14 protein-coding genes are annotated in these 19,365 nt (G+C 55.2%); 11 read left to right on the top strand and 3 right to left on the bottom strand.

Annotation, left to right across the window (positions count from 1 at the left end; genetic code table 11):
• Window positions 1-223 precede the first annotated feature (223 nt).
• The 4 genes from metA (at window position 224) to aceK (ending at window position 6,164) form a co-directional block, all read left to right on the top strand.
• On the top strand, window positions 224-1,153 hold the full coding sequence (metA, locus tag HX884_RS07830) for a homoserine O-succinyltransferase (RefSeq protein WP_178327936.1): 930 nt from the start codon (window positions 224-226) through the stop codon (window positions 1,151-1,153).
• Between the two features lie 270 nt (window positions 1,154-1,423).
• Entirely contained in the window at window positions 1,424-3,025 is a 1,602-nt protein-coding gene (gene aceB, locus HX884_RS07835; RefSeq protein WP_178327937.1) for a malate synthase A, read from the top strand.
• A gap of 32 nt (window positions 3,026-3,057) precedes the next feature.
• Entirely contained in the window at window positions 3,058-4,362 is a 1,305-nt protein-coding gene (gene aceA / locus HX884_RS07840; protein WP_038418438.1) for an isocitrate lyase, read from the top strand.
• Window positions 4,363-4,412: 50 nt separating this feature from the next.
• Complete coding sequence (aceK, locus tag HX884_RS07845; protein ID WP_020686611.1) at window positions 4,413-6,164, top strand: bifunctional isocitrate dehydrogenase kinase/phosphatase; 1,752 nt, start codon at window positions 4,413-4,415, stop codon at window positions 6,162-6,164.
• Between the two features lie 22 nt (window positions 6,165-6,186).
• Here aceK and iclR read toward each other — a convergent pair whose 3' ends face one another.
• Entirely contained in the window at window positions 6,187-7,014 is an 828-nt protein-coding gene (gene iclR, locus HX884_RS07850) for a glyoxylate bypass operon transcriptional repressor IclR (RefSeq protein ID WP_013095025.1), read from the bottom strand.
• Window positions 7,015-7,207: 193 nt separating this feature from the next.
• On the opposite strand from iclR, the gene metH reads away from it, so the two are divergent.
• The 5 genes from metH (at window position 7,208) to rluF (ending at window position 14,269) form a co-directional block, all read left to right on the top strand.
• A complete protein-coding gene (gene metH, locus HX884_RS07855) occupies window positions 7,208-10,891 on the top strand; it encodes a methionine synthase (RefSeq protein ID WP_178327938.1) in 3,684 nt (1,227 codons plus the stop codon).
• Window positions 10,892-11,007: 116 nt separating this feature from the next.
• The gene (locus HX884_RS07860; protein WP_178327939.1) at window positions 11,008-12,639 is read left to right on the top strand and encodes a Na/Pi cotransporter family protein; all 1,632 of its coding nucleotides are present in this window, start codon (window positions 11,008-11,010) and stop codon (window positions 12,637-12,639) included.
• Window positions 12,640-12,734: 95 nt separating this feature from the next.
• Entirely contained in the window at window positions 12,735-13,028 is a 294-nt protein-coding gene (locus tag HX884_RS07865) for a type II toxin-antitoxin system CcdA family antitoxin (RefSeq protein WP_178327940.1), read from the top strand.
• Window positions 13,028-13,345, top strand: coding sequence for a CcdB family protein (locus HX884_RS07870; RefSeq protein WP_023621410.1), 318 nt, complete (start codon window positions 13,028-13,030; stop codon window positions 13,343-13,345). Before HX884_RS07865 ends, HX884_RS07870 begins: the two co-directional genes overlap by 1 nt.
• Window positions 13,346-13,399: 54 nt before the next feature.
• Window positions 13,400-14,269 carry a 23S rRNA pseudouridine(2604) synthase RluF gene (gene rluF, locus HX884_RS07875; protein ID WP_013095030.1) on the top strand — a complete coding sequence of 290 codons (870 nt, stop codon included), beginning with the start codon at window positions 13,400-13,402 and terminating at the stop codon, window positions 14,267-14,269.
• 67 nt (window positions 14,270-14,336) lie between these two features.
• On the opposite strand, the gene panS is transcribed toward rluF, so the two are convergent.
• The gene (gene panS / locus HX884_RS07880) at window positions 14,337-15,281 is read right to left on the bottom strand and encodes a ketopantoate/pantoate/pantothenate transporter PanS (protein WP_178327941.1); all 945 of its coding nucleotides are present in this window, start codon (window positions 15,279-15,281) and stop codon (window positions 14,337-14,339) included.
• A gap of 92 nt (window positions 15,282-15,373) precedes the next feature.
• Complete coding sequence (gene lysC / locus HX884_RS07885) at window positions 15,374-16,723, bottom strand: lysine-sensitive aspartokinase 3 (protein ID WP_178327942.1); 1,350 nt, start codon at window positions 16,721-16,723, stop codon at window positions 15,374-15,376.
• Window positions 16,724-17,098: 375 nt separating this feature from the next.
• On the opposite strand from lysC, the gene pgi reads away from it, so the two are divergent.
• A complete protein-coding gene (pgi, locus tag HX884_RS07890) occupies window positions 17,099-18,748 on the top strand; it encodes a glucose-6-phosphate isomerase (protein ID WP_178327943.1) in 1,650 nt (549 codons plus the stop codon).
• A 367-nt stretch (window positions 18,749-19,115) separates the two neighbouring features.
• A complete protein-coding gene (gene yjbE, locus HX884_RS07895) occupies window positions 19,116-19,358 on the top strand; it encodes an exopolysaccharide production protein YjbE (protein ID WP_013095034.1) in 243 nt (80 codons plus the stop codon).
• Window positions 19,359-19,365: the final 7 nt, after the last annotated feature.

Below are 19,365 nucleotides of genomic sequence, written 5' to 3' on the forward strand. Positions count from 1 at the left end.
CGATGGTAGTGTGGGGTCTCCCCATGTGAGAGTAGGGAACTGCCAGGCATCAAATAAGAAGAACCCCGTACCGTAAGGTGCGGGGTTTTTTGCTTTTGTTTTCTCCCTCTCCTTGAAACTTTCTCACCTTTAGCTTGAAGACTCGACATTCACGCCAATTCTGGGTATCGTTGGCTGTCTGGATGTCTAAACGTTTATACGTATGCTGTGAGGATACAAGGTTATGCCGATTCGGGTGCAGGACGAGCTACCAGCCGTCAATTTCTTACGTGAAGAAAACGTCTTTGTGATGACCACTTCACGCGCGACAGGTCAGGAAATTCGCCCCCTGAAGGTGCTCATTCTTAATCTGATGCCGAAAAAGATCGAAACAGAGAATCAGTTCCTGCGCCTGCTTTCGAACTCTCCGCTCCAGGTGGATATTCAGCTGCTGCGGATCGATGCCCGTGAGTCGCGTAACACGCCTTCTGAGCATTTGAATAACTTCTACTGTAACTTCGACGATATCCGCGAGGAAAACTTCGACGGACTGATTGTCACCGGTGCGCCGCTAGGCCTGGTAGAATTTAATGATGTCGCCTACTGGCCGCAGATCAAACAGGTACTGGAGTGGGCAAAAGATCACATCACGTCCACGCTGTTTGTCTGTTGGGCGGTACAAGCTGCGCTGAATATCCTCTACGGCATCCCCAAACAAACCCGTACCGAAAAACTTTCCGGCGTATACGAACACCACATTCTTCACCCTCATGCCTTGCTGACACGTGGGTTTGATGATTCGTTCCTGGCCCCGCATTCGCGCTACGCCGATTTCCCGGCGCAGCTGATTCGTGACTACACCGATCTGGAGATCCTGGCCGAAACAGAAGATGGCGATGCTTACCTGTTTGCCAGCAAAGATAAACGTATTGCCTTTGTAACCGGCCATCCTGAATACGATCCACACACCCTCGCGGCAGAGTATTTCCGTGATGTCGAAGCGGGTCTCAATCCGGATGTGCCGTATAACTACTTCCCGAAAAACGATCCTCAGAACAAACCGCGAGCCACCTGGCGCAGTCACGGGAATTTGCTGTTTACTAACTGGCTCAACTATTACGTCTACCAGATAACGCCATACGATCTGCGTCACATGAATCCGACGCTGGAGTAATCTTCTGCATAAAACGATCCTAAAGCGTTTCAGCTATTCACATCAGGCACCTACGGGTGCCTTTTTTATTTCCGAAATTCAACTCAACATACATTAAAACTTTAAACTCATATTAATCAATAAGTTGAAGTTAAATTGAATTTAAAATGGAAATTGTTTTTGATTTTGGAGAAAATAGAGATAGTCTTAATTCTGCTGAGCGAAAACTACACAACGATCTTTCGTTCGCATTGGGGATGTGAATTTGGATCTTTGATGAGGAGCAGAGTGATGACTCAACAGGCAACGACGGTCGATGAACTGGCCTTTACCCAGCCTTATGGCGAGCAAGAACAGCAAATTTTGACGGCTGAGGCGGTTGAATTTCTGACTGAACTGGTGACCCGCTTTACGCCGCAGCGCAATAAGCTGCTGGCTGCACGCATTCATCAACAGCAGGAAATTGATAATGGCAAGCTGCCTGGGTTTATTTCGGAAACCACTTCCATTCGACGCGGCGACTGGAAAATCCGCGGCATCCCTGAAGATTTGCAGGATCGCCGCGTTGAGATCACTGGCCCGGTAGAGCGCAAAATGGTGATCAACGCCATGAACGCCAACGTCAAAGTCTTTATGGCGGATTTTGAGGACTCCCTGGCCCCGGACTGGCGTAAAGTGATCGACGGGCAGATCAACCTGCGCGATGCCGTTAATGGCACCATCAGTTATACCAACGAAGCCGGTAAAATTTATCAGCTGAAACCCAATCCGGCGGTTCTGATCTGCCGCGTACGCGGCCTGCACCTGCCGGAAAAACACGTCACGTGGCGCGGAGAAGCGATTCCGGGCAGCCTGTTTGATTTTGCCCTCTATTTCTTCCACAACCACAAAAACCTGCTGGCAAAAGGCAGCGGCCCCTATTTCTACCTGCCGAAGACCCAGGCCTGGCAGGAAGCGGCCTGGTGGAGTGAGGTGTTCAGCTACGCGGAAGATCGCTTCAACCTGCCGCGTGGCACCATTAAAGCCACCCTGCTGATTGAAACGCTGCCTGCCGTATTCCAGATGCATGAAATCCTGCACGCTCTGCGCGATCACATTGTGGGTCTGAACTGCGGACGCTGGGACTACATCTTCAGCTATATCAAAACGTTGAAAAACCACCCCGATCGCGTACTGCCGGATCGCCAGGTTGTCACCATGGATAAACCGTTCCTCAGCGCCTACTCGCGCCTGCTGATTAAAACCTGCCACAAGCGCGGTGCCTTTGCGATGGGCGGCATGGCGGCCTTTATTCCGAGCAAAGACGCTGAGCGTAACAATCAGGTGCTCAGCAAGGTGAAAGCTGACAAGGAGCTTGAAGCGCGTAACGGTCACGACGGTACGTGGATCGCCCATCCAGGCCTGGCCGATACGGCAATGGAAGTCTTTAACCACGTGCTCGGCGACAACAAAAACCAGCTGTTTGTCACCCGTGATGACGATGCCCCAATCGCAGAAGAGCAACTTCTGGCGCCGTGCTCGGGTGAACGCACGGAAGAGGGCATGCGCGCCAATATCCGCGTTGCCGTGCAGTACATCGAAGCTTGGATTTCTGGTAACGGCTGTGTGCCCATCTACGGTCTTATGGAAGACGCGGCGACGGCAGAAATCTCCCGTACCTCTATCTGGCAGTGGATCCACCATCAGAAAACGCTCAGCAACGGCAAGCCGGTGACCAAATCCCTGTTCCGCCAGATGCTGGCCGAAGAGATGCGCGTCATTCAGGACGAGCTGGGCGAACACCGCTTCAGCAGCGGACGTTTTGATGATGCCGCCCGCCTGATGGAGCAAATCACAACCTCAGATGACTTAATCGACTTCCTCACCCTGCCAGGCTACCGCCTGCTTGCGTAAATCCACCACATAACAATATGGAGCATCTGCACATGAAAACCCGTACCCAACAAATCGAAGAACTGAAGAAAGAGTGGACACAGCCGCGCTGGGAAGGTATCCGTCGCCCGTACAGCGCTGAGGAAGTGGTGAAACTGCGTGGCTCGGTCAATCCGGAATGCACGCTGGCGCAAAATGGCGCGGCGAAGATGTGGCATCTGCTGCATGGCGGCTCCAAAAAGGGCTACATCAACAGCCTCGGTGCACTGACCGGCGGTCAGGCGTTGCAGCAGGCGAAGGCCGGTATCGAAGCCATTTATCTTTCCGGCTGGCAGGTCGCGGCTGATGCCAACCTGGCCTCCAGCATGTATCCGGATCAGTCGCTCTATCCGGCAAACTCGGTGCCGTCGGTGGTGGATCGGATCAACAACACCTTCCGCCGTGCGGATCAGATCCAGTGGGCGGCAGGTATTGAGCCAAACGATCCGCGCTTTATTGACTACTTCCTGCCGATCGTCGCGGATGCAGAAGCCGGTTTCGGCGGCGTGCTGAACGCCTTTGAGCTGATGAAATCGATGATTGAGGCCGGTGCAGCGGCCGTACACTTCGAAGATCAGCTGGCCTCGGTGAAGAAATGCGGACACATGGGCGGCAAAGTGCTGGTCCCGACCCAGGAAGCGATTCAGAAGCTGGTCGCTGCGCGTCTTGCCGCTGACGTGCTCGGCGTGCCGACGCTGGTGATTGCCCGTACCGACGCGGACGCGGCTGACCTGATCACCTCTGACTGCGATCCATACGACAGCGAGTTCATTACCGGCGAGCGCACCAGCGAAGGATTCTATCGTACCCATGCTGGCATTGAGCAGGCCATCAGCCGTGGCCTGGCGTATGCACCGTACGCAGACCTGGTCTGGTGCGAAACCTCCACGCCGGACCTGGCGCTGGCAAAACGCTTTGCCGATGCTATCCACGCCAAATACCCGGGCAAACTGCTGGCCTATAACTGCTCGCCGTCCTTCAACTGGCAGAAGAATCTGGACGATAAAACCATCGCCAGCTTCCAGCAGCAGCTGTCAGACATGGGCTACAAGTATCAGTTCATCACCCTGGCGGGGATCCACAGCATGTGGTTCAACATGTTCGACCTGGCGCACGCCTACGCGCAGGGTGAAGGCATGAAGCACTATGTCGAGAAAGTGCAGCAGCCGGAGTTTGCCGCGGGCAAAGAGGGCTATACCTTTGTTTCTCATCAGCAGGAGGTGGGAACCGGTTACTTTGATAATGTGACCACGATTATTCAGGGCGGCACCTCCTCCGTCACTGCCTTAACGGGGTCAACAGAAGAAGCACAGTTCTAATCTTTTCCCCCTCTCCCTTCTGGGGAGAGGGTTGGGGTGAGGGGGAATCTATGTCGCGTGGTCTGGAATTACTGATTGCACAGACTATTTTGCAGGGCTTCGATGCCCAGTATGGTCGTTTTCTGGAAGTCACCTCCGGCGCGCAGCAGCGCTTTGAGCACGCCGACTGGCATGCGGTCCAGCAGGCCATGAAGCAGCGTATTCACCTCTACGATCATCACGTGGGTCTGGTGGTGGAACAACTGCGCTGCATTACCGACGGTAAAAACCCTGACGCGGCATTTTTACTGCGCGTTAAGGAGCACTACACCCATTTGTTGCCAGACTACCCGCGCTTCGAGATTGCGGAGAGCTTTTTCAACTCCGTGTATTGCCGGTTATTTGACCACCGCTCATTATCTCCTGAGCGGTTATTTATTTTTAGCTCCCAGCCGGAGCGCCGTTTTCGCACCATTCCGCGCCCGCTGGCGAAGGATTTTTTCCCCGACCACGGCTGGGAGAAGCTCCTGCACCGCGTGTTAACAGATTTACCGCTGCGTTTGCCGTGGGAGAATAAAGCCCGCGATATTGGCTTTATCATCGCCCATCTCCACGAATCCTTTGGCGAAGAGGCTCTCAGCCACTGCCATTTGCAGGTCGCCAACGAGCTTTTCTACCGCAATAAAGCCGCATGGCTGGTGGGCAAGCTCGTGACGCCCTCCGCCACCGTGCCGTTTCTGCTGCCCATACACCGTACCGATGATGGGGAACTGTTTGTCGATACCTGCCTGACCACCAGCGCCGAGGCCAGCATTGTGTTTGGCTTCGCCCGCTCCTATTTTATGGTCTACGCTCCGCTGCCTGCCGCCCTGGTGGAGTGGCTGCGCGAGATCCTGCCGGGCAAAACCACCGCCGAGCTGTATATGGCGATTGGCTGTCAAAAGCATGCCAAAACGGAAAGCTACCGGGAGTATTTGCGTTATGTCACCACCGCCGATGAGCAATTTATCGAAGCGCCCGGCATTCGCGGCATGGTGATGCTGGTCTTTACGCTGCCGGGATTTGACCGGGTGTTTAAGGTCATCAAAGATACATTCGCGCCGCAGAAAGAGATGACCGCAGCGCATGTTCGTGCCTGCTATCAGCTGGTGAAAGAACACGATCGCGTCGGACGTATGGCGGATACGCAGGAGTTTGAAAATTTTGTGCTGGATAAGCGGCAGATCGATCCGGCTTTAATGGCCCTGTTACTGCAGGAAGCACCGGCAAAAATCACCGATTTGGGCGACAAAATAGCGATTAGCCATCTGTATATCGAGCGCCGTATGGTGCCGCTGAATATCTGGCTGGAACAGGCCGACGGTCAGGCTTTAAAAGATGCCATTGAAGAGTACGGCAACGCGATTCGTCAGCTTGCCGCCGCCAATATCTTCCCTGGCGACATGCTGTTTAAAAACTTCGGCGTGACCCGACACGGGCGGGTAGTGTTCTATGATTACGATGAAATTTGCTACATGACCGAGGTTAATTTCCGTGATATCCCGCCGCCCCGTTACCCGGAAGATGAACTCTCCGGCGAGCCGTGGTACAGCGTCTCACCGGGCGATGTCTTTCCCGAGGAGTTTCGCCACTGGCTGTGCGCCGACCCGCGTATTGGGCCATTGTTTGAAGAGATGCATGCCGATCTGTTTCGTGCCAGCTACTGGCGCGGGCTGCAAACGCGGATCAAAAACGGGCATGTGGAAGATGTGTACGCCTACCGTCGTAAGCAGCGGTTTTGCATCCGGTTTTCTCCCTCTCCCTGTGGGAGAGGGCCGGGGTGAGGGCAACAGACCGCACTCAATCCTAGCGAATCCCACCATACGCCAGGGTGACCTCTTTCGCCGCCTTAATCACCAGCGCACCCAGCTCGGTGACGCGATCGTCGGTCATACGGGAAATCGGCCCGGAGATGGAGATGGCGGCAAACGGTTCGCGATGCTCGTCAAAGATACAGGCCGCAATGCAGCGCAGGCCCAGGGCGTGCTCCTCGTCGTCAAACGAATAGCCGCGCTTACGGGTCAACGCCAGATCTTCTTTCAGATGCACCGGTGAAACCAGCGTGGCGTGGGTATAGGCGTGCAGCCCTTTACGGTGCAGCAGCCCCGTCACCTGTTCCTCGCTCAGCTGCGACAGAAAGGCTTTCCCCGCGCCGGACGCGTGCATAGGCAGCTTACCGCCAATGGGGGCTGACATACGCATCAGCTGGGTACACTGTACCTGGTCAATGATGATCGCCTGATGGTCGCTCTGGTCGAGCACGGCCAGATTCACGGTCTCGCCCGACTCTTCCATTAATTTGCGCAGGATAGGGTGCACAATCGCCAGCAGGTTGCGGCTTTGCAGGAAGCTGCTGCCGACGATGAACGCATGGGCGCCGACTGCCCAGTGCCCCAGCTCGCCAACCTGACGCACAAAGCCAAGCTGTTGCATGGTGGTCAGCAGCCTGTGCGTAGTGGAGTTCGGCAAACCGGCCTGCTGGGCCAGCTCCGTCAGGGCCACGCTGCTGTGCGACTCGGCTATCCATTCCAGCAGCTTCAAACCGCGCGTGAGCGATTGAACCTGTCCGCCCTGTTGTGCGGCGGGGGTGGCAGCAGGTTTTCTGCCGCGTTTCGCGGGAACGGTCGTGACCATGACGATCTCCTTTTTCTGTATCGTGGAAATCATTTTCGTTTTATTTGGTGATTTTGCAACCGTTATCCTGACAGATCGGATGAGTGATAGTGAACATGTCTCATGTTACCGCCGTGTGACTTTTCCACCCTGCAAGATTGTGCCAGTATGGACCGCAGCCTTTTGGCCTGGTTGAGCGTTGTCGGGAGCAAGTGTGAGCAGCAAAGTAGAGCAACTGCGTGCGCAGTTAAATGAACGAATTCTGGTGCTGGACGGCGGCATGGGCACCATGATCCAGAGCTATCGCCTCAGTGAAGACGATTTCCGTGGCGAACGTTTTGCGGACTGGCCATGCGATCTCAAAGGTAACAATGACCTGCTGGTATTAAGCAAACCGCAGGTGATTGCGGATATCCACAACGCCTACTTCGAAGCGGGTGCGGATATCGTTGAAACCAACACCTTCAACTCGACAACCATCGCCATGGCGGATTACCAGATGGAATCCCTGTCGGCGGAGATAAACTATGAGGCGGCGAAGCTGGCCCGCGCCTGTGCCGACGCGTGGACGGCGCGCACGCCGGAGAAACCGCGCTACGTTGCCGGGGTGCTGGGCCCAACCAACCGCACCGCCTCTATTTCACCGGACGTAAACGACCCGGCGTTTCGTAACATCACCTTTGACCAGCTGGTGGCAGCCTACCGTGAATCAACCAAAGCCCTGGTGGAAGGCGGTTCCGACCTGATCCTGATTGAAACGGTTTTCGATACCCTCAATGCCAAAGCCGCGATTTACGCGGTGAAAGAGGAGTTCGAGGCGCTGGGCGTCGAGCTGCCAATCATGATTTCCGGCACCATTACCGATGCCTCTGGCCGTACCCTGTCCGGGCAGACCACCGAAGCGTTTTATAACTCCTTGCGCCACGCGGAAGCGCTCTCCTTCGGCCTGAACTGCGCGCTGGGTCCGGATGAGCTGCGCCAGTATGTGCAGGAACTGTCACGCATTGCGGAATGCTACGTCACCGCACACCCGAACGCCGGTCTGCCAAACGCCTTTGGCGAATATGATCTGGATGCGGACACCATGGCGGCGCAGATCCGCGAATGGGCCGAATCCGGTTTCCTGAATATCGTTGGCGGCTGCTGCGGTACCACGCCGGAGCACATCACCGCCATGAGCAATGCCGTGGCCGGTTTGCCGCCGCGTAAACTGCCCGAGCTGCCGGTTGCCTGCCGTCTCTCCGGCCTTGAGCCGTTGACTATCGGCGATGACAGCCTGTTTGTTAACGTTGGGGAACGTACCAACGTCACCGGTTCCGCTAAATTCAAACGCCTGATCAAAGAAGAGAAGTACAGTGAAGCGCTTGACGTTGCCCGCCAGCAGGTAGAAAGCGGCGCGCAGATCATCGACATCAACATGGATGAGGGGATGCTCGACGCCGAGGCGGCGATGGTACGTTTCCTCAACCTGATCGCCGGCGAGCCGGATATCGCTCGCGTGCCGATCATGATTGACTCCTCCAAATGGGAAGTGATCGAAAAAGGGCTGAAGTGCATTCAGGGCAAAGGTATTGTCAACTCCATCTCAATGAAAGAAGGGGTCGATATCTTTATTCACCACGCGAAGATGGTGCGCCGCTACGGCGCGGCCGTGGTGGTGATGGCCTTTGATGAAGTGGGCCAGGCGGACACCCGCGAGCGCAAAATTGAGATTTGCCGCCGTGCGTACAAGATCCTGACCGAAGAGGTGAGCTTCCCGCCGGAAGACATCATCTTTGACCCGAACATTTTCGCCGTCGCCACCGGGATTGAAGAGCACAATAACTACGCCCAGGACTTTATCGGCGCGTGTGAAGACATCAAACGTGAGCTGCCGCATGCGCTGATCTCCGGCGGTGTCTCGAACGTGTCGTTCTCGTTCCGCGGCAACGACCCGGTTCGTGAAGCGATCCACGCCGTATTCCTCTACTACGCCATCCGCAACGGGATGGATATGGGGATCGTCAACGCCGGACAGCTGGCGATTTATGACGATCTGCCCGCAGAACTGCGCGACGCGGTGGAAGATGTGATCCTCAACCGCCGTGACGACGCCACCGAGCGGCTGCTCGATCTGGCAGAAAAATACCGCGGCAGCAAATCGGACGACGCTGCCAACGTCCAGCAGGCCGAGTGGCGTAGCTGGGATGTCAAGAAGCGGCTGGAATATTCGCTGGTAAAAGGCATCACCGAATTTATCGAGCAGGATACCGAAGAGGCGCGCCAGCAGGCCGCCCGGCCCATCGAGGTTATCGAAGGGCCGCTGATGGACGGCATGAACGTGGTGGGCGATCTGTTCGGCGAGGGCAAGATGTTCCTGCCGCAGGTGGTTAAGTCCGCGCGCGTGATGAAGCAGGCCGTGGCGTATCTGGAGCCGTTCATCGAAGCCAGCAAAGAGCAGGGCTCCAGCAACGGTAAAATGGTTATCGCCACCGTGAAGGGCGACGTGCATGACATCGGAAAGAACATTGTCGGTGTGGTGCTACAGTGCAATAACTACGAGATTATTGACCTTGGTGTAATGGTGCCGGCGGATAAAATCCTCAGGACCGCGCGCGAAGTCAATGCTGACCTGATTGGCCTTTCGGGGCTGATTACCCCGTCGCTCGACGAGATGGTTAACGTGGCGAAAGAGATGGAGCGTCAGGGCTTCACCATTCCGCTGCTGATTGGCGGGGCGACCACCTCAAAAGCGCATACTGCGGTGAAGATTGAGCAGAACTACAGCGGCCCGACGGTCTATGTACAGAACGCCTCTCGCACCGTGGGCGTGGTCTCAGCGCTGCTCTCCGACACCCAGCGCGATGACTTTGTGGCCCGGACCCGCAAAGAGTACGAAACCGTCCGCATTCAGCATGCCCGCAAGAAACCGCGCACCCCACCGGTGACGCTTCAGGCGGCGCGCGATAACGATCTGGCGTTTGACTGGGCGAGCTATACGCCGCCGGTTGCCCATCGCCTGGGCGTGCAGGAGGTGACCGCCAGCATCGAAACGCTGCGCAACTACATCGACTGGACACCATTCTTTATGACCTGGTCGCTGGCGGGCAAATATCCGCGCATCCTGGAAGATGAGGTTGTCGGCGAAGAGGCGAAGCGCCTGTTTAAAGACGCTAACGACATGCTCGACAAACTCAGCGCCGAGAAATCCCTTAACCCGCGCGGCGTGGTGGGGCTGTTCCCGGCTAACCGCGTGGGCGACGACATCGAAATTTATCGCGATGAGACGCGCACTCACGTGCTGACAGTAAGCCATCACCTGCGCCAGCAAACCGAAAAGGTCGGGTTTGCCAACTACTGTCTGGCCGATTTTGTTGCGCCGAAGCTGAGTGGTAAAGCCGACTACATCGGTGCCTTCGCCGTGACCGGCGGTCTGGAAGAGGACGCCCTGGCGGATGCCTTTGAAGCGCAGCACGATGATTACAACAAAATCATGGTCAAAGCGATTGCCGATCGTCTGGCGGAAGCGTTCGCAGAGTATCTGCATGAGCGCGTACGCAAGGTTTACTGGGGCTACGCGGCGAATGAAAATCTCAGCAATGAGGAGCTGATCCGCGAAAACTACCAGGGGATCCGCCCGGCACCCGGCTACCCGGCCTGTCCGGAACATACCGAAAAGGGCACCATCTGGCAGCTGCTGGACGTTGAGGCCCATACCGGAATGAAACTGACCGAATCTTTCGCGATGTGGCCTGGGGCATCGGTATCCGGCTGGTACTTCAGCCATCCGGACAGCAAATACTTTGCCGTGGCGCAGCTGCAGCGCGATCAGATTGAAGATTATGCACTGCGTAAAGGCATGAGCGTCTCTGAAGTGGAGCGTTGGTTAGCGCCGAATCTCGGCTACGACGCCGACTGACCGTCACTTTTCCTTACAACTAACAGGGCGCTCATTGAGCGCCCTGTCTCTTTCTTACGTTTAAACCCTTATACTGACCTAAGGAAAATGAATAACGATAAGGAGGATAACCTTCCGTGCTGACCCTGTTACATCTGCTCTCGGCAGTCGCACTGCTGGTCTGGGGCACCCATATTGTCCGTACCGGCGTGATGCGCGTGTTTGGCGCACGTTTACGTACCGTTCTCAGCAGCAGCGTGGAGAAGAAACCGCTCGCCTTCTGCGCGGGTATTGGCGTAACGGCGCTGGTTCAGAGCAGTAATGCGACCACATTGCTCGTGACATCGTTTGTCGCTCAGGATCTGGTGGCGCTGGCCCCTGCACTGGTTATTGTGCTGGGCGCTGACGTGGGTACCGCGCTGATGGCACGTATCCTGACTTTCGATCTCTCCTGGCTGTCGCCGCTGCTGATATTTATCGGGGTCATCTTTTTCCTTGGGCGTAAGCAGACGCGCGCTGGCCAGCTTGGACGCGTGGGGATTGGCCTCGGGCTGATTCTGCTGGCGCTGGAGCTGATTGTGCAGGCGGTCACGCCCATTACCGAAGCCAACGGTGTGCAGGTTATCTTCGCCTCGTTAACCGGCGATATTATGCTGGATGCGCTCATCGGCGCGGTGTTTGCCATCGTCAGTTATTCCAGCCTGGCGGCGGTGCTGCTGACGGCCACGCTCACCGCCGCAGGGGCGATCTCCTTCCCGGTCGCACTGTGTCTGGTGATCGGGGCTAATCTCGGCTCGGGCCTGCTGGCGATGCTCAATAACAGCGCTGCCAATGCTGCCGCCCGCCGCGTGGCGCTCGGCAGTCTGCTGTTTAAGCTGGTGGGCAGCCTGATTATTCTGCCGTTTGTGCACCCACTGGCGAACCTGATGGACAACCTCTCTCTGCCGAAGGCAGAGCTGGTGATCTACTTCCACGTCTTCTACAACCTGGTGCGTTGCCTGGCGATGGTGCCGTTTGCTGAACCAATGGCGCGCTTCTGCGAACGGCTTATACGCGATGAACCGGAGCTGGATGCGCGCCTGAAACCGAAGCATCTGGACACCTCCGCGCTGGATACTCCTGCGCTGGCGCTGGCCAATGCCGCCCGCGAGACGCTGCGCATGGGTGATGCCATGGAAACCATGCTCGAAGGCTTGCAAAAGGTGATGCACGGCGAGCCGCGGGAAGAGAAAGAGCTGCGCCGGCTGGCGGATGATATCAACGTGCTTTATACCGCTATCAAGCTCTATCTGGCGCGCATCCCGCAGGATGAACTGGCGGAAGAGGAGTCCCGCCGCTGGGCGGAAATCATAGAGATGTCGCTTAACCTTGAGCAGGCTTCGGATATTGTGGAGCGGATGGGCAGTGAAATTGCTGACAAATCTCTGGCCGCCCGCCGTGCGTTCTCCGTCGAAGGGCTGAAGGAGCTGGAAGCCCTGCACGAACAACTTCTGAGCAACCTGAAGCTGGCGATGCTGGTCTTCTTCTCAAGCGATGTGCCGAGCGCACGCCGTCTGCGCCGCAACAAGCATCCCTTCCGTATCCTCAACCGCCGCTACTCGCACGCCCACGTTGAACGTCTGCACCAGCAGAACGTGCAGAGTATCGAAACCAGCTCCCTGCACCTGGGGCTGCTGGGGGATATGAAACGCCTTAACTCATTGTTCTGTGCGGTGGCGTACAGCGTGATGGAACAGCCGGATGAAGATGACGAGCGGGATGAGTATTAATCTCTGAAAGCGCCTCGCAAAACCCATTTGCGAGGCGTGACGCTTTACAAAGAGCAATTTACTCTTCAGACCTTATATTTTGAAGGGAATAGAAAATGCTCGTTTATTACGCTACACTTCGCCAATTCATGCGCATTCCAATGGGGGTTCTCATGCGCACTACCCATGGCATTAAAACATCGGTCAATGTTTCGTTAGCACCTGAAATTCTTGAAGAAGCGCGACGGCTTAAACTCAATCTCTCTGCTGTACTCACTACCGCTCTACAGGAGCAGTTTCGTGCGCATCAGCGCGCAGAGTGGTTAGCAGAAAATAAAGCGTCTATAGAGGCCATCAACCAGTGGGTTGATGAAAACGGCTCCTTTAGTGATTTTCAGAGGTCGTTCTGATGGAGCAATATTTTGCTTATGAGAATGAAGGCAATGGGAGAAAAGCCTATCCATGGCTTATTAATATGCAGCACCCTGTTGCTAATGTGATGAAACATGTACTTGTCGCTCCCGCCGTTGAATTAAGCCTGCTGGGCGGCATTCGTCCGCCTGCGAAAGTGTGCCCTGTCGTTGAAATCGCGGGTAAGCCCTGCGTTGTCATGATGCATATGCTGTCAGGCATATCTTCAAAAGAGTTAGGTGAACGTGTTGCCGATCTCACTGACAACAGTGCTTCATTGCGGGATGCACTCGATTTTCTCATCAACGGTTACTAGGACTTTTTTGTCAGCCGCAAGGTAAGGTATATTTCGCCCTTCACAGGAGAAACTATGCTGCCAACTCAATCAATCCGATTAAACAAATACATTAGCGAGAGCGGGATCTGCTCACGTCGCGAGGCGGACCGTTACATCGAACAAGGTAATGTGTTCCTCAACGGCAAACGCGCCACTATTGGTGACCAGGTGATGCCTGGCGACGTGGTCAAAGTGAATGGTCAGCTCATCGAACCGCGTGATGCAGAAGACCTGGTGTTTATCGCGTTGAATAAACCGGTTGGGATTGTCAGCACCACGGAAGATGGCGAGCGGGACAACATCGTTGATTTCGTTAACCACAGCAGCCGTATCTTCCCGATTGGCCGTCTGGATAAAGACTCGCAGGGGCTGATTTTCCTCACTAACCACGGCGATCTGGTGAATAAGATTCTGCGTGCCGGGAATGACCACGAGAAAGAGTATATCGTGACGGTGAATAAGCCGGTCACGGACGAATTTATTCGCGGCATGGGCGCCGGTGTACCCATCCTCGGTACCGTCACGAAAAAGTGTAAGGTGAAGAAAGAAGCGCCGTTCGCGTTCCGCATTACCCTGGTGCAGGGCCTGAATCGTCAGATCCGCCGTATGTGCGAATACTTCGGTTATGAAGTGACGAAGCTGGAACGCACGCGCATCATGAACGTCAGCCTGTCCGGTATCCCGCTGGGCGAGTGGCGCGATTTAACCGATGATGAACTGATCGAGCTGTTTAAGCTTATCGAGAACTCCTCGTCTGAAGCAAAGCCGAAGGCCAAAGCCAAACCGAAAACTCAGGCGATTAAACGCCCGGTCGTGAAAGCACCGCAGTCGGAAGAGAAAGGGCGAGGCAAGCCCGCAGGTAAACGCTTTACGCAACCGGGACGTAAAAAGAAGGGGCGTTAAGCCCCTTTTTTCCCCGGCTTGCGCGTGCGGAGAGTGTAGGTCGGGTTAGCGTAGCGCCACCCGACTGTTAAAAACGATATTCATCTTTTTTCTGTGGTTTTTCTTCTATCGGTTTGCCGGACCAGTATCCCGCCAGCAGCGAACCGGACAGGTTATGCCAGACCGAGAAAAGCGCACCAGGCAGAGCCGCCAGCGGCGAGAAGTAAATTTTCCCGAGTGCCGCTGCCAGACCGGAGTTCTGCATCCCTACTTCAATTGCCAGCGTCCGGCAGGTGGACTCATCGAAGCCAAACAGTTTCCCGCCCCAGTATCCGCCCAGCAGGCCAATGGTGTTATGCAACACTATCGCGATAATCACGACAAAGCCCACGGATGCAATGTGCGACGCAGAACCGGCCACCACGGCGCTGATGATGGCCAGAATACAGACCATCGAAAACGCAGGCAGATAGGGCTCAACGGCTTTTACCACGCGCGGGAACAGGTGGTGAATGACAAGGCCCAACGCGATCGGAATCACCACGATTTGCAAAATGCTCAGCAGCATTCCCATCACGTCCACCTGAATATGGGCGTCAACGTACAGGCGTGTTAGCAGCGGCGTGGCAAACACGCCCACCAGCGTGGATACCGAAGAGATGGTCACGGAGAGCGCCACATCGCCTTTTGCCAGATAGATCATGACATTGGAGGCGGTTCCGCTGGCCACGCTGCCCACCAGCACCATCCCGGCGGAGAGGTCGGGTGGCATCTTAAAGGCCATTGCCAGCAGCCAGGCCGCAAGGGGCATCACCAGGTAGTGCAGGAAAATCCCTGCAGCAACCGGAGCCGGGCGCGAGAGCACGCGTTTAAAGTCGTCGATTTTTAGATGCACACCCATGCCGAACATAATCAGCATCAGCAACGTGGTCACCCACGGACCAATGCCCGTGAACGTAGTGGGGGTGTAATACGCGAGTATGGAGAGCAGCAGCGCCCATAACGGGAACAGCCGGGTGATGGCGGATAACATAGATATTCCTTGCAGTATTGTCGTGTTGTTTAGTTATAAAAAAGCCGGGTCTGTGCCCGGCTTATAGATATTGTTTATCGTGCTAACGAATTTTATTCAAACAAATTCTGATGAAGTTTCTGCACCACCTGTTCTGCCTGCTCAGCAGGCACCAGGAAGCAGAGGTTGTAGCTGGAGGCACCGTAGCAAATCATGCGGATATTGAACGGGTCGAGCACACCGAAGACCTCTTTGCCCACGCCACACGCGCGCGACAGCTTATTGCCGATGATGGCTACCAGCGCCAGGTTTTCTTCTACTTCCACGCGGCACAGTTCTGACAGCTCAATCAGCAGCGACTGCGTCAGCAGAGTGTCACCCGTTGAGGTTGAACCGGTGGTGTCCAGCGTCAGTGCGATACTTACTTCGGAGGTGGTGATCAGATCCACGGAGATGTTATGACGCGCCAGGATGCCAAACACTTCCGCCAGGAAGCCGCGCGAGTGCAGCATATTATGGCTGTGCAGCGTAACCAGCGTTTGCTTACGGCGCAGGGCCAGCGCGCGGAACAGCGGTGGGTTTTCGGTTTTCTTGCACACCAGCGTACCGCCCGCTTTCGGATCTTTACTTGAACCGACGAAGACCGGGATATCACTACGCACGGCAGGCAGCAGCGTTGCCGGGTGCAGCACTTTGGCACCGAAGGTCGCCATTTCCGCCGCTTCTTCAAACGCAATCACGTCAATACGTTTTGCCGCAGAGACGACGCGTGGATCGGTGGTGTAAATCCCCGGGACGTCAGTCCAGATATCCACACGGGTCGCGTGCAGCGCTTCACCCAACAGCGCCGCGGTGTAATCACTGCCGCCACGGCCAAGCGTGGTGGTGCGTCCTTTGGCTTCGCTGCCGATAAAGCCCTGGGTGATCACGATACCCTCATTCAGACGCGGGGCCAGTTGCTGATTGGTCAGCTCGGCCAGCGCTTCCACGTCCGGCTCGGCGCGGCCAAAGCGATCGCTGGTGCGCATGATTTTACGCACGTCGAACCACTGTGCCTGAACGTTACGTTCACGCATGATTTCAACAAACAGCAGGGTGGACATGAGCTCACCGTGGCTGACCAGCTCATCGGTCAGGGCGGTGGAGGTGGCCAGAGAAGCCGCTTCTGCCAGCGTGGTGATATTTTCCAGCAGACGCTCCACTTCTTCGCGGATCACGTTCGGGTTCTGCAGACGTTCAAGGATATCGAACTGAATTTTGCGCAGTGCGTCCAGCTTAACGAAGCGCTCGGTGGCCTCCAGCCCTTCAGACAGAGAAACCAGCAGGTTCGTCACGCCAGCAGAGGCAGAAAGCAGTACCAGGCGGGTATTCGGATCGGCCAGCACCACATCGGCGCTGCGGTTCATGGCATCGTAATCTGCCACACTGGTGCCGCCAAACTTGGCGACCACAAAACTCGTCATAACAACCTCGTGTCAGGGAATGAATAAAGCGACCATGGCACAAGAATGAAACGAAAACAGGTGCAGGCGCAAAATACGGCCCTATAAATAAAATGCGGGGGAGGTCCTGTCAATGCCGGGATTATGCGGATTTTTCATGGGGGGGTACCCCTGAGAAACAGGACTTATAACAGGGCCATATTTTATGCTCCGTTTTCCCCGGTTTTGACCGACATTTCGCCGCCACGGATGGGCGCGTCAGCAGCTATACTTTTCGGGTCTTTTCACCTGCGTTTGATGCAGGCCAGGGCAATGGCATAAAAACCATCACAATTTTTATTTGCAGGCGCTACAATCGACCGCAGTCACAATTCTCAAATCAGAAGAGTATTGCTAATGAAAAACATCAACCCAACGCAGACCGCTGCCTGGCAGGCACTACAAAAACATTTTGATGAAATGAAAGACGTCACCATCGCGGAGCTGTTCGCGAAAGATGCCGATCGTTTCAACAAATTCTCCGCGACCTTCGATGATCTGATGCTGGTGGATTTCTCCAAAAACCGCATCACCGAAGAGACGCTGGCGAAACTGCAGGATCTGGCGAAAGAGACGGAACTGGCAGACGCCATCAAATCCATGTTCTCCGGTGAGAAGATCAACCGTACCGAAGACCGTGCCGTGCTGCATGTGGCTCTGCGTAACCGTAGCAATACGCCAATCATCGTTGACGGCAAAGATGTGATGCCGGAAGTGAACGCGGTGCTGGAAAAGATGAAAGCCTTCTCTGAAGCAATCATCTCCGGAAGCTGGAAAGGCTACACCGGCAAAGCCATCACCGACGTGGTGAACATCGGTATCGGCGGTTCTGACCTCGGCCCGTTCATGGTGACCGAAGCGCTGCGCCCATACAAAAATCATCTCAATATGCACTTTGTCTCCAACGTCGATGGTACCCACATCGCCGAAGTGCTGAAGAACGTGAACCCGGAAACTACACTGTTCCTGGTGGCCTCTAAAACCTTCACCACCCAGGAAACCATGACCAACGCCCACAGCGCGCGCGACTGGTTCCTGAAAACCGCAGGTGACAACAAGCACGTGGCGAAACACTTCGCTGCGCTGTCCACCAACGGTAAAGCGGTTGGCGAGTTCGGTATCGACACCGCGAACATGTTCGAGTTCTGGGACTGGGTTGGTGGCCGCTACTCTCTGTGGTCTGCGATCGGCCTGTCTATCATTCTCTCCGTGGGCTTCGACAACTTTGTTGAGTTGCTCTCCGGCGCGCACGCGATGGACAAACACTTCTCCACCACCGCACCTGAGAAAAACCTGCCGGTGCTGCTGGCGCTGATCGGTATCTGGTACAACAACTTCTTCGGCGCAGAGACCGAAGCGATCCTGCCGTACGACCAGTACATGCACCGCTTCGCGGCCTACTTCCAGCAGGGCAATATGGAATCCAACGGTAAATACGTTGACCGTAACGGCAACGCGGTGGATTACCAGACTGGCCCAATCATCTGGGGTGAGCCAGGCACCAACGGTCAGCACGCGTTCTACCAGCTGATTCACCAGGGGACCAAAATGGTACCGTGCGATTTCATCGCCCCGGCTATTACCCATAATCCACTGTCTGATCACCATCCTAAACTGCTGTCTAACTTCTTTGCTCAGACCGAAGCGCTGGCGTTTGGTAAATCCCGCGAGGTGGTAAAGCAGGAATACCGTGACCAGGGTAAAGATCCGGCCACCCTGGAACACGTTGTGCCGTTCAAAGTGTTCGAAGGCAACCGTCCAACCAACTCCATCCTGCTGCGTGAAATCACGCCGTTCAGCCTGGGTGCGCTGATTGCTCTGTATGAGCATAAGATCTTCACGCAGGGCGCAATCCTGAACATCTTCACCTTCGATCAGTGGGGCGTTGAGCTGGGTAAACAGCTGGCGAACCGTATTCTGCCTGAACTGGGTGATGACAAAGCGATCAGCAGCCACGACAGCTCGACAAATGGTTTGATAAACCGTTATAAAGCATGGCGCGCGTAATTAAATCGTCATAAAAACGTGCCGGCGATATGCCGGCATTTTTTTATCAGACAATTCCTGATGTCTGTTATTTAACTCAAATTCCCGTTATGAGTTTTATCCGAAAATACCTTTTAACCCGTTAATGAGTGCGGTTTATTTTAGGATTATACGGAGAGTTACTTTCGCCTTATGTAATTATATCTATTTGATTTTAAATAAATAATTTATTATCTAATTATTCTTATACTTCACATTTATCCAATAGTCCGAAAACCCTTCCTCTATTTATCCGTACGGCAATCCCTCTGCTTTAGTTGTGTATACTCGAATCCGCCTGAATTTCTTTTCGGGCAAATCTCCATTCATTCATTGAAGGGAAATTGTTATGAAGAAAGTACTGTATGGCATTTTTGCCATATCTGCACTTGCGGCGACATCTGTCTATGCAGCTCCGGTTCAGGTCGGGGAAGCAGCAGGGTCGGCAGCGACGTCTGCGTCTGCGGGGAGTTCTACCGCGGCCAGCACCAGCACCGTAAGTTCAGCCGTGGGTGTCGCGCTGGCGGCAACCGGTGGCGGTGATGGCTCCAATACCGGAACCACGACCACTACGACGACCAGCACCCAGTAATTCCGGG

This window comes from Enterobacter sp. SECR19-1250 (assembly GCF_013391025.1).
GTDB classification, from domain to species: Bacteria; Pseudomonadota; Gammaproteobacteria; order Enterobacterales; family Enterobacteriaceae; genus Enterobacter; species Enterobacter cloacae.

Excerpts from the sequence above, each read along its gene's own strand:
- metA (WP_178327936.1), top strand. The coding sequence starts at position 224 with ATGCCGATTCGGGTGCAGGACGAGCTACCAGCCGTCAATTTCTTACGT.
- aceB (WP_178327937.1), top strand. The coding sequence starts at position 1,424 with ATGACTCAACAGGCAACGACGGTCGATGAACTGGCCTTTACCCAGCCT.
- aceA (WP_038418438.1), top strand. The coding sequence starts at position 3,058 with ATGAAAACCCGTACCCAACAAATCGAAGAACTGAAGAAAGAGTGGACA.
- aceK (WP_020686611.1), top strand. The coding sequence starts at position 4,413 with ATGTCGCGTGGTCTGGAATTACTGATTGCACAGACTATTTTGCAGGGC.
- iclR (WP_013095025.1), bottom strand. The coding sequence starts at position 7,014 with ATGGTCACGACCGTTCCCGCGAAACGCGGCAGAAAACCTGCTGCCACC.
- HX884_RS07865 (WP_178327940.1), top strand. The coding sequence starts at position 12,735 with ATGCTCGTTTATTACGCTACACTTCGCCAATTCATGCGCATTCCAATG.
- HX884_RS07870 (WP_023621410.1), top strand. The coding sequence starts at position 13,028 with ATGGAGCAATATTTTGCTTATGAGAATGAAGGCAATGGGAGAAAAGCC.
- rluF (WP_013095030.1), top strand. The coding sequence starts at position 13,400 with ATGCTGCCAACTCAATCAATCCGATTAAACAAATACATTAGCGAGAGC.
- panS (WP_178327941.1), bottom strand. The coding sequence starts at position 15,281 with ATGTTATCCGCCATCACCCGGCTGTTCCCGTTATGGGCGCTGCTGCTC.
- lysC (WP_178327942.1), bottom strand. The coding sequence starts at position 16,723 with ATGACGAGTTTTGTGGTCGCCAAGTTTGGCGGCACCAGTGTGGCAGAT.
- pgi (WP_178327943.1), top strand. The coding sequence starts at position 17,099 with ATGAAAAACATCAACCCAACGCAGACCGCTGCCTGGCAGGCACTACAA.
- yjbE (WP_013095034.1), top strand. The coding sequence starts at position 19,116 with ATGAAGAAAGTACTGTATGGCATTTTTGCCATATCTGCACTTGCGGCG.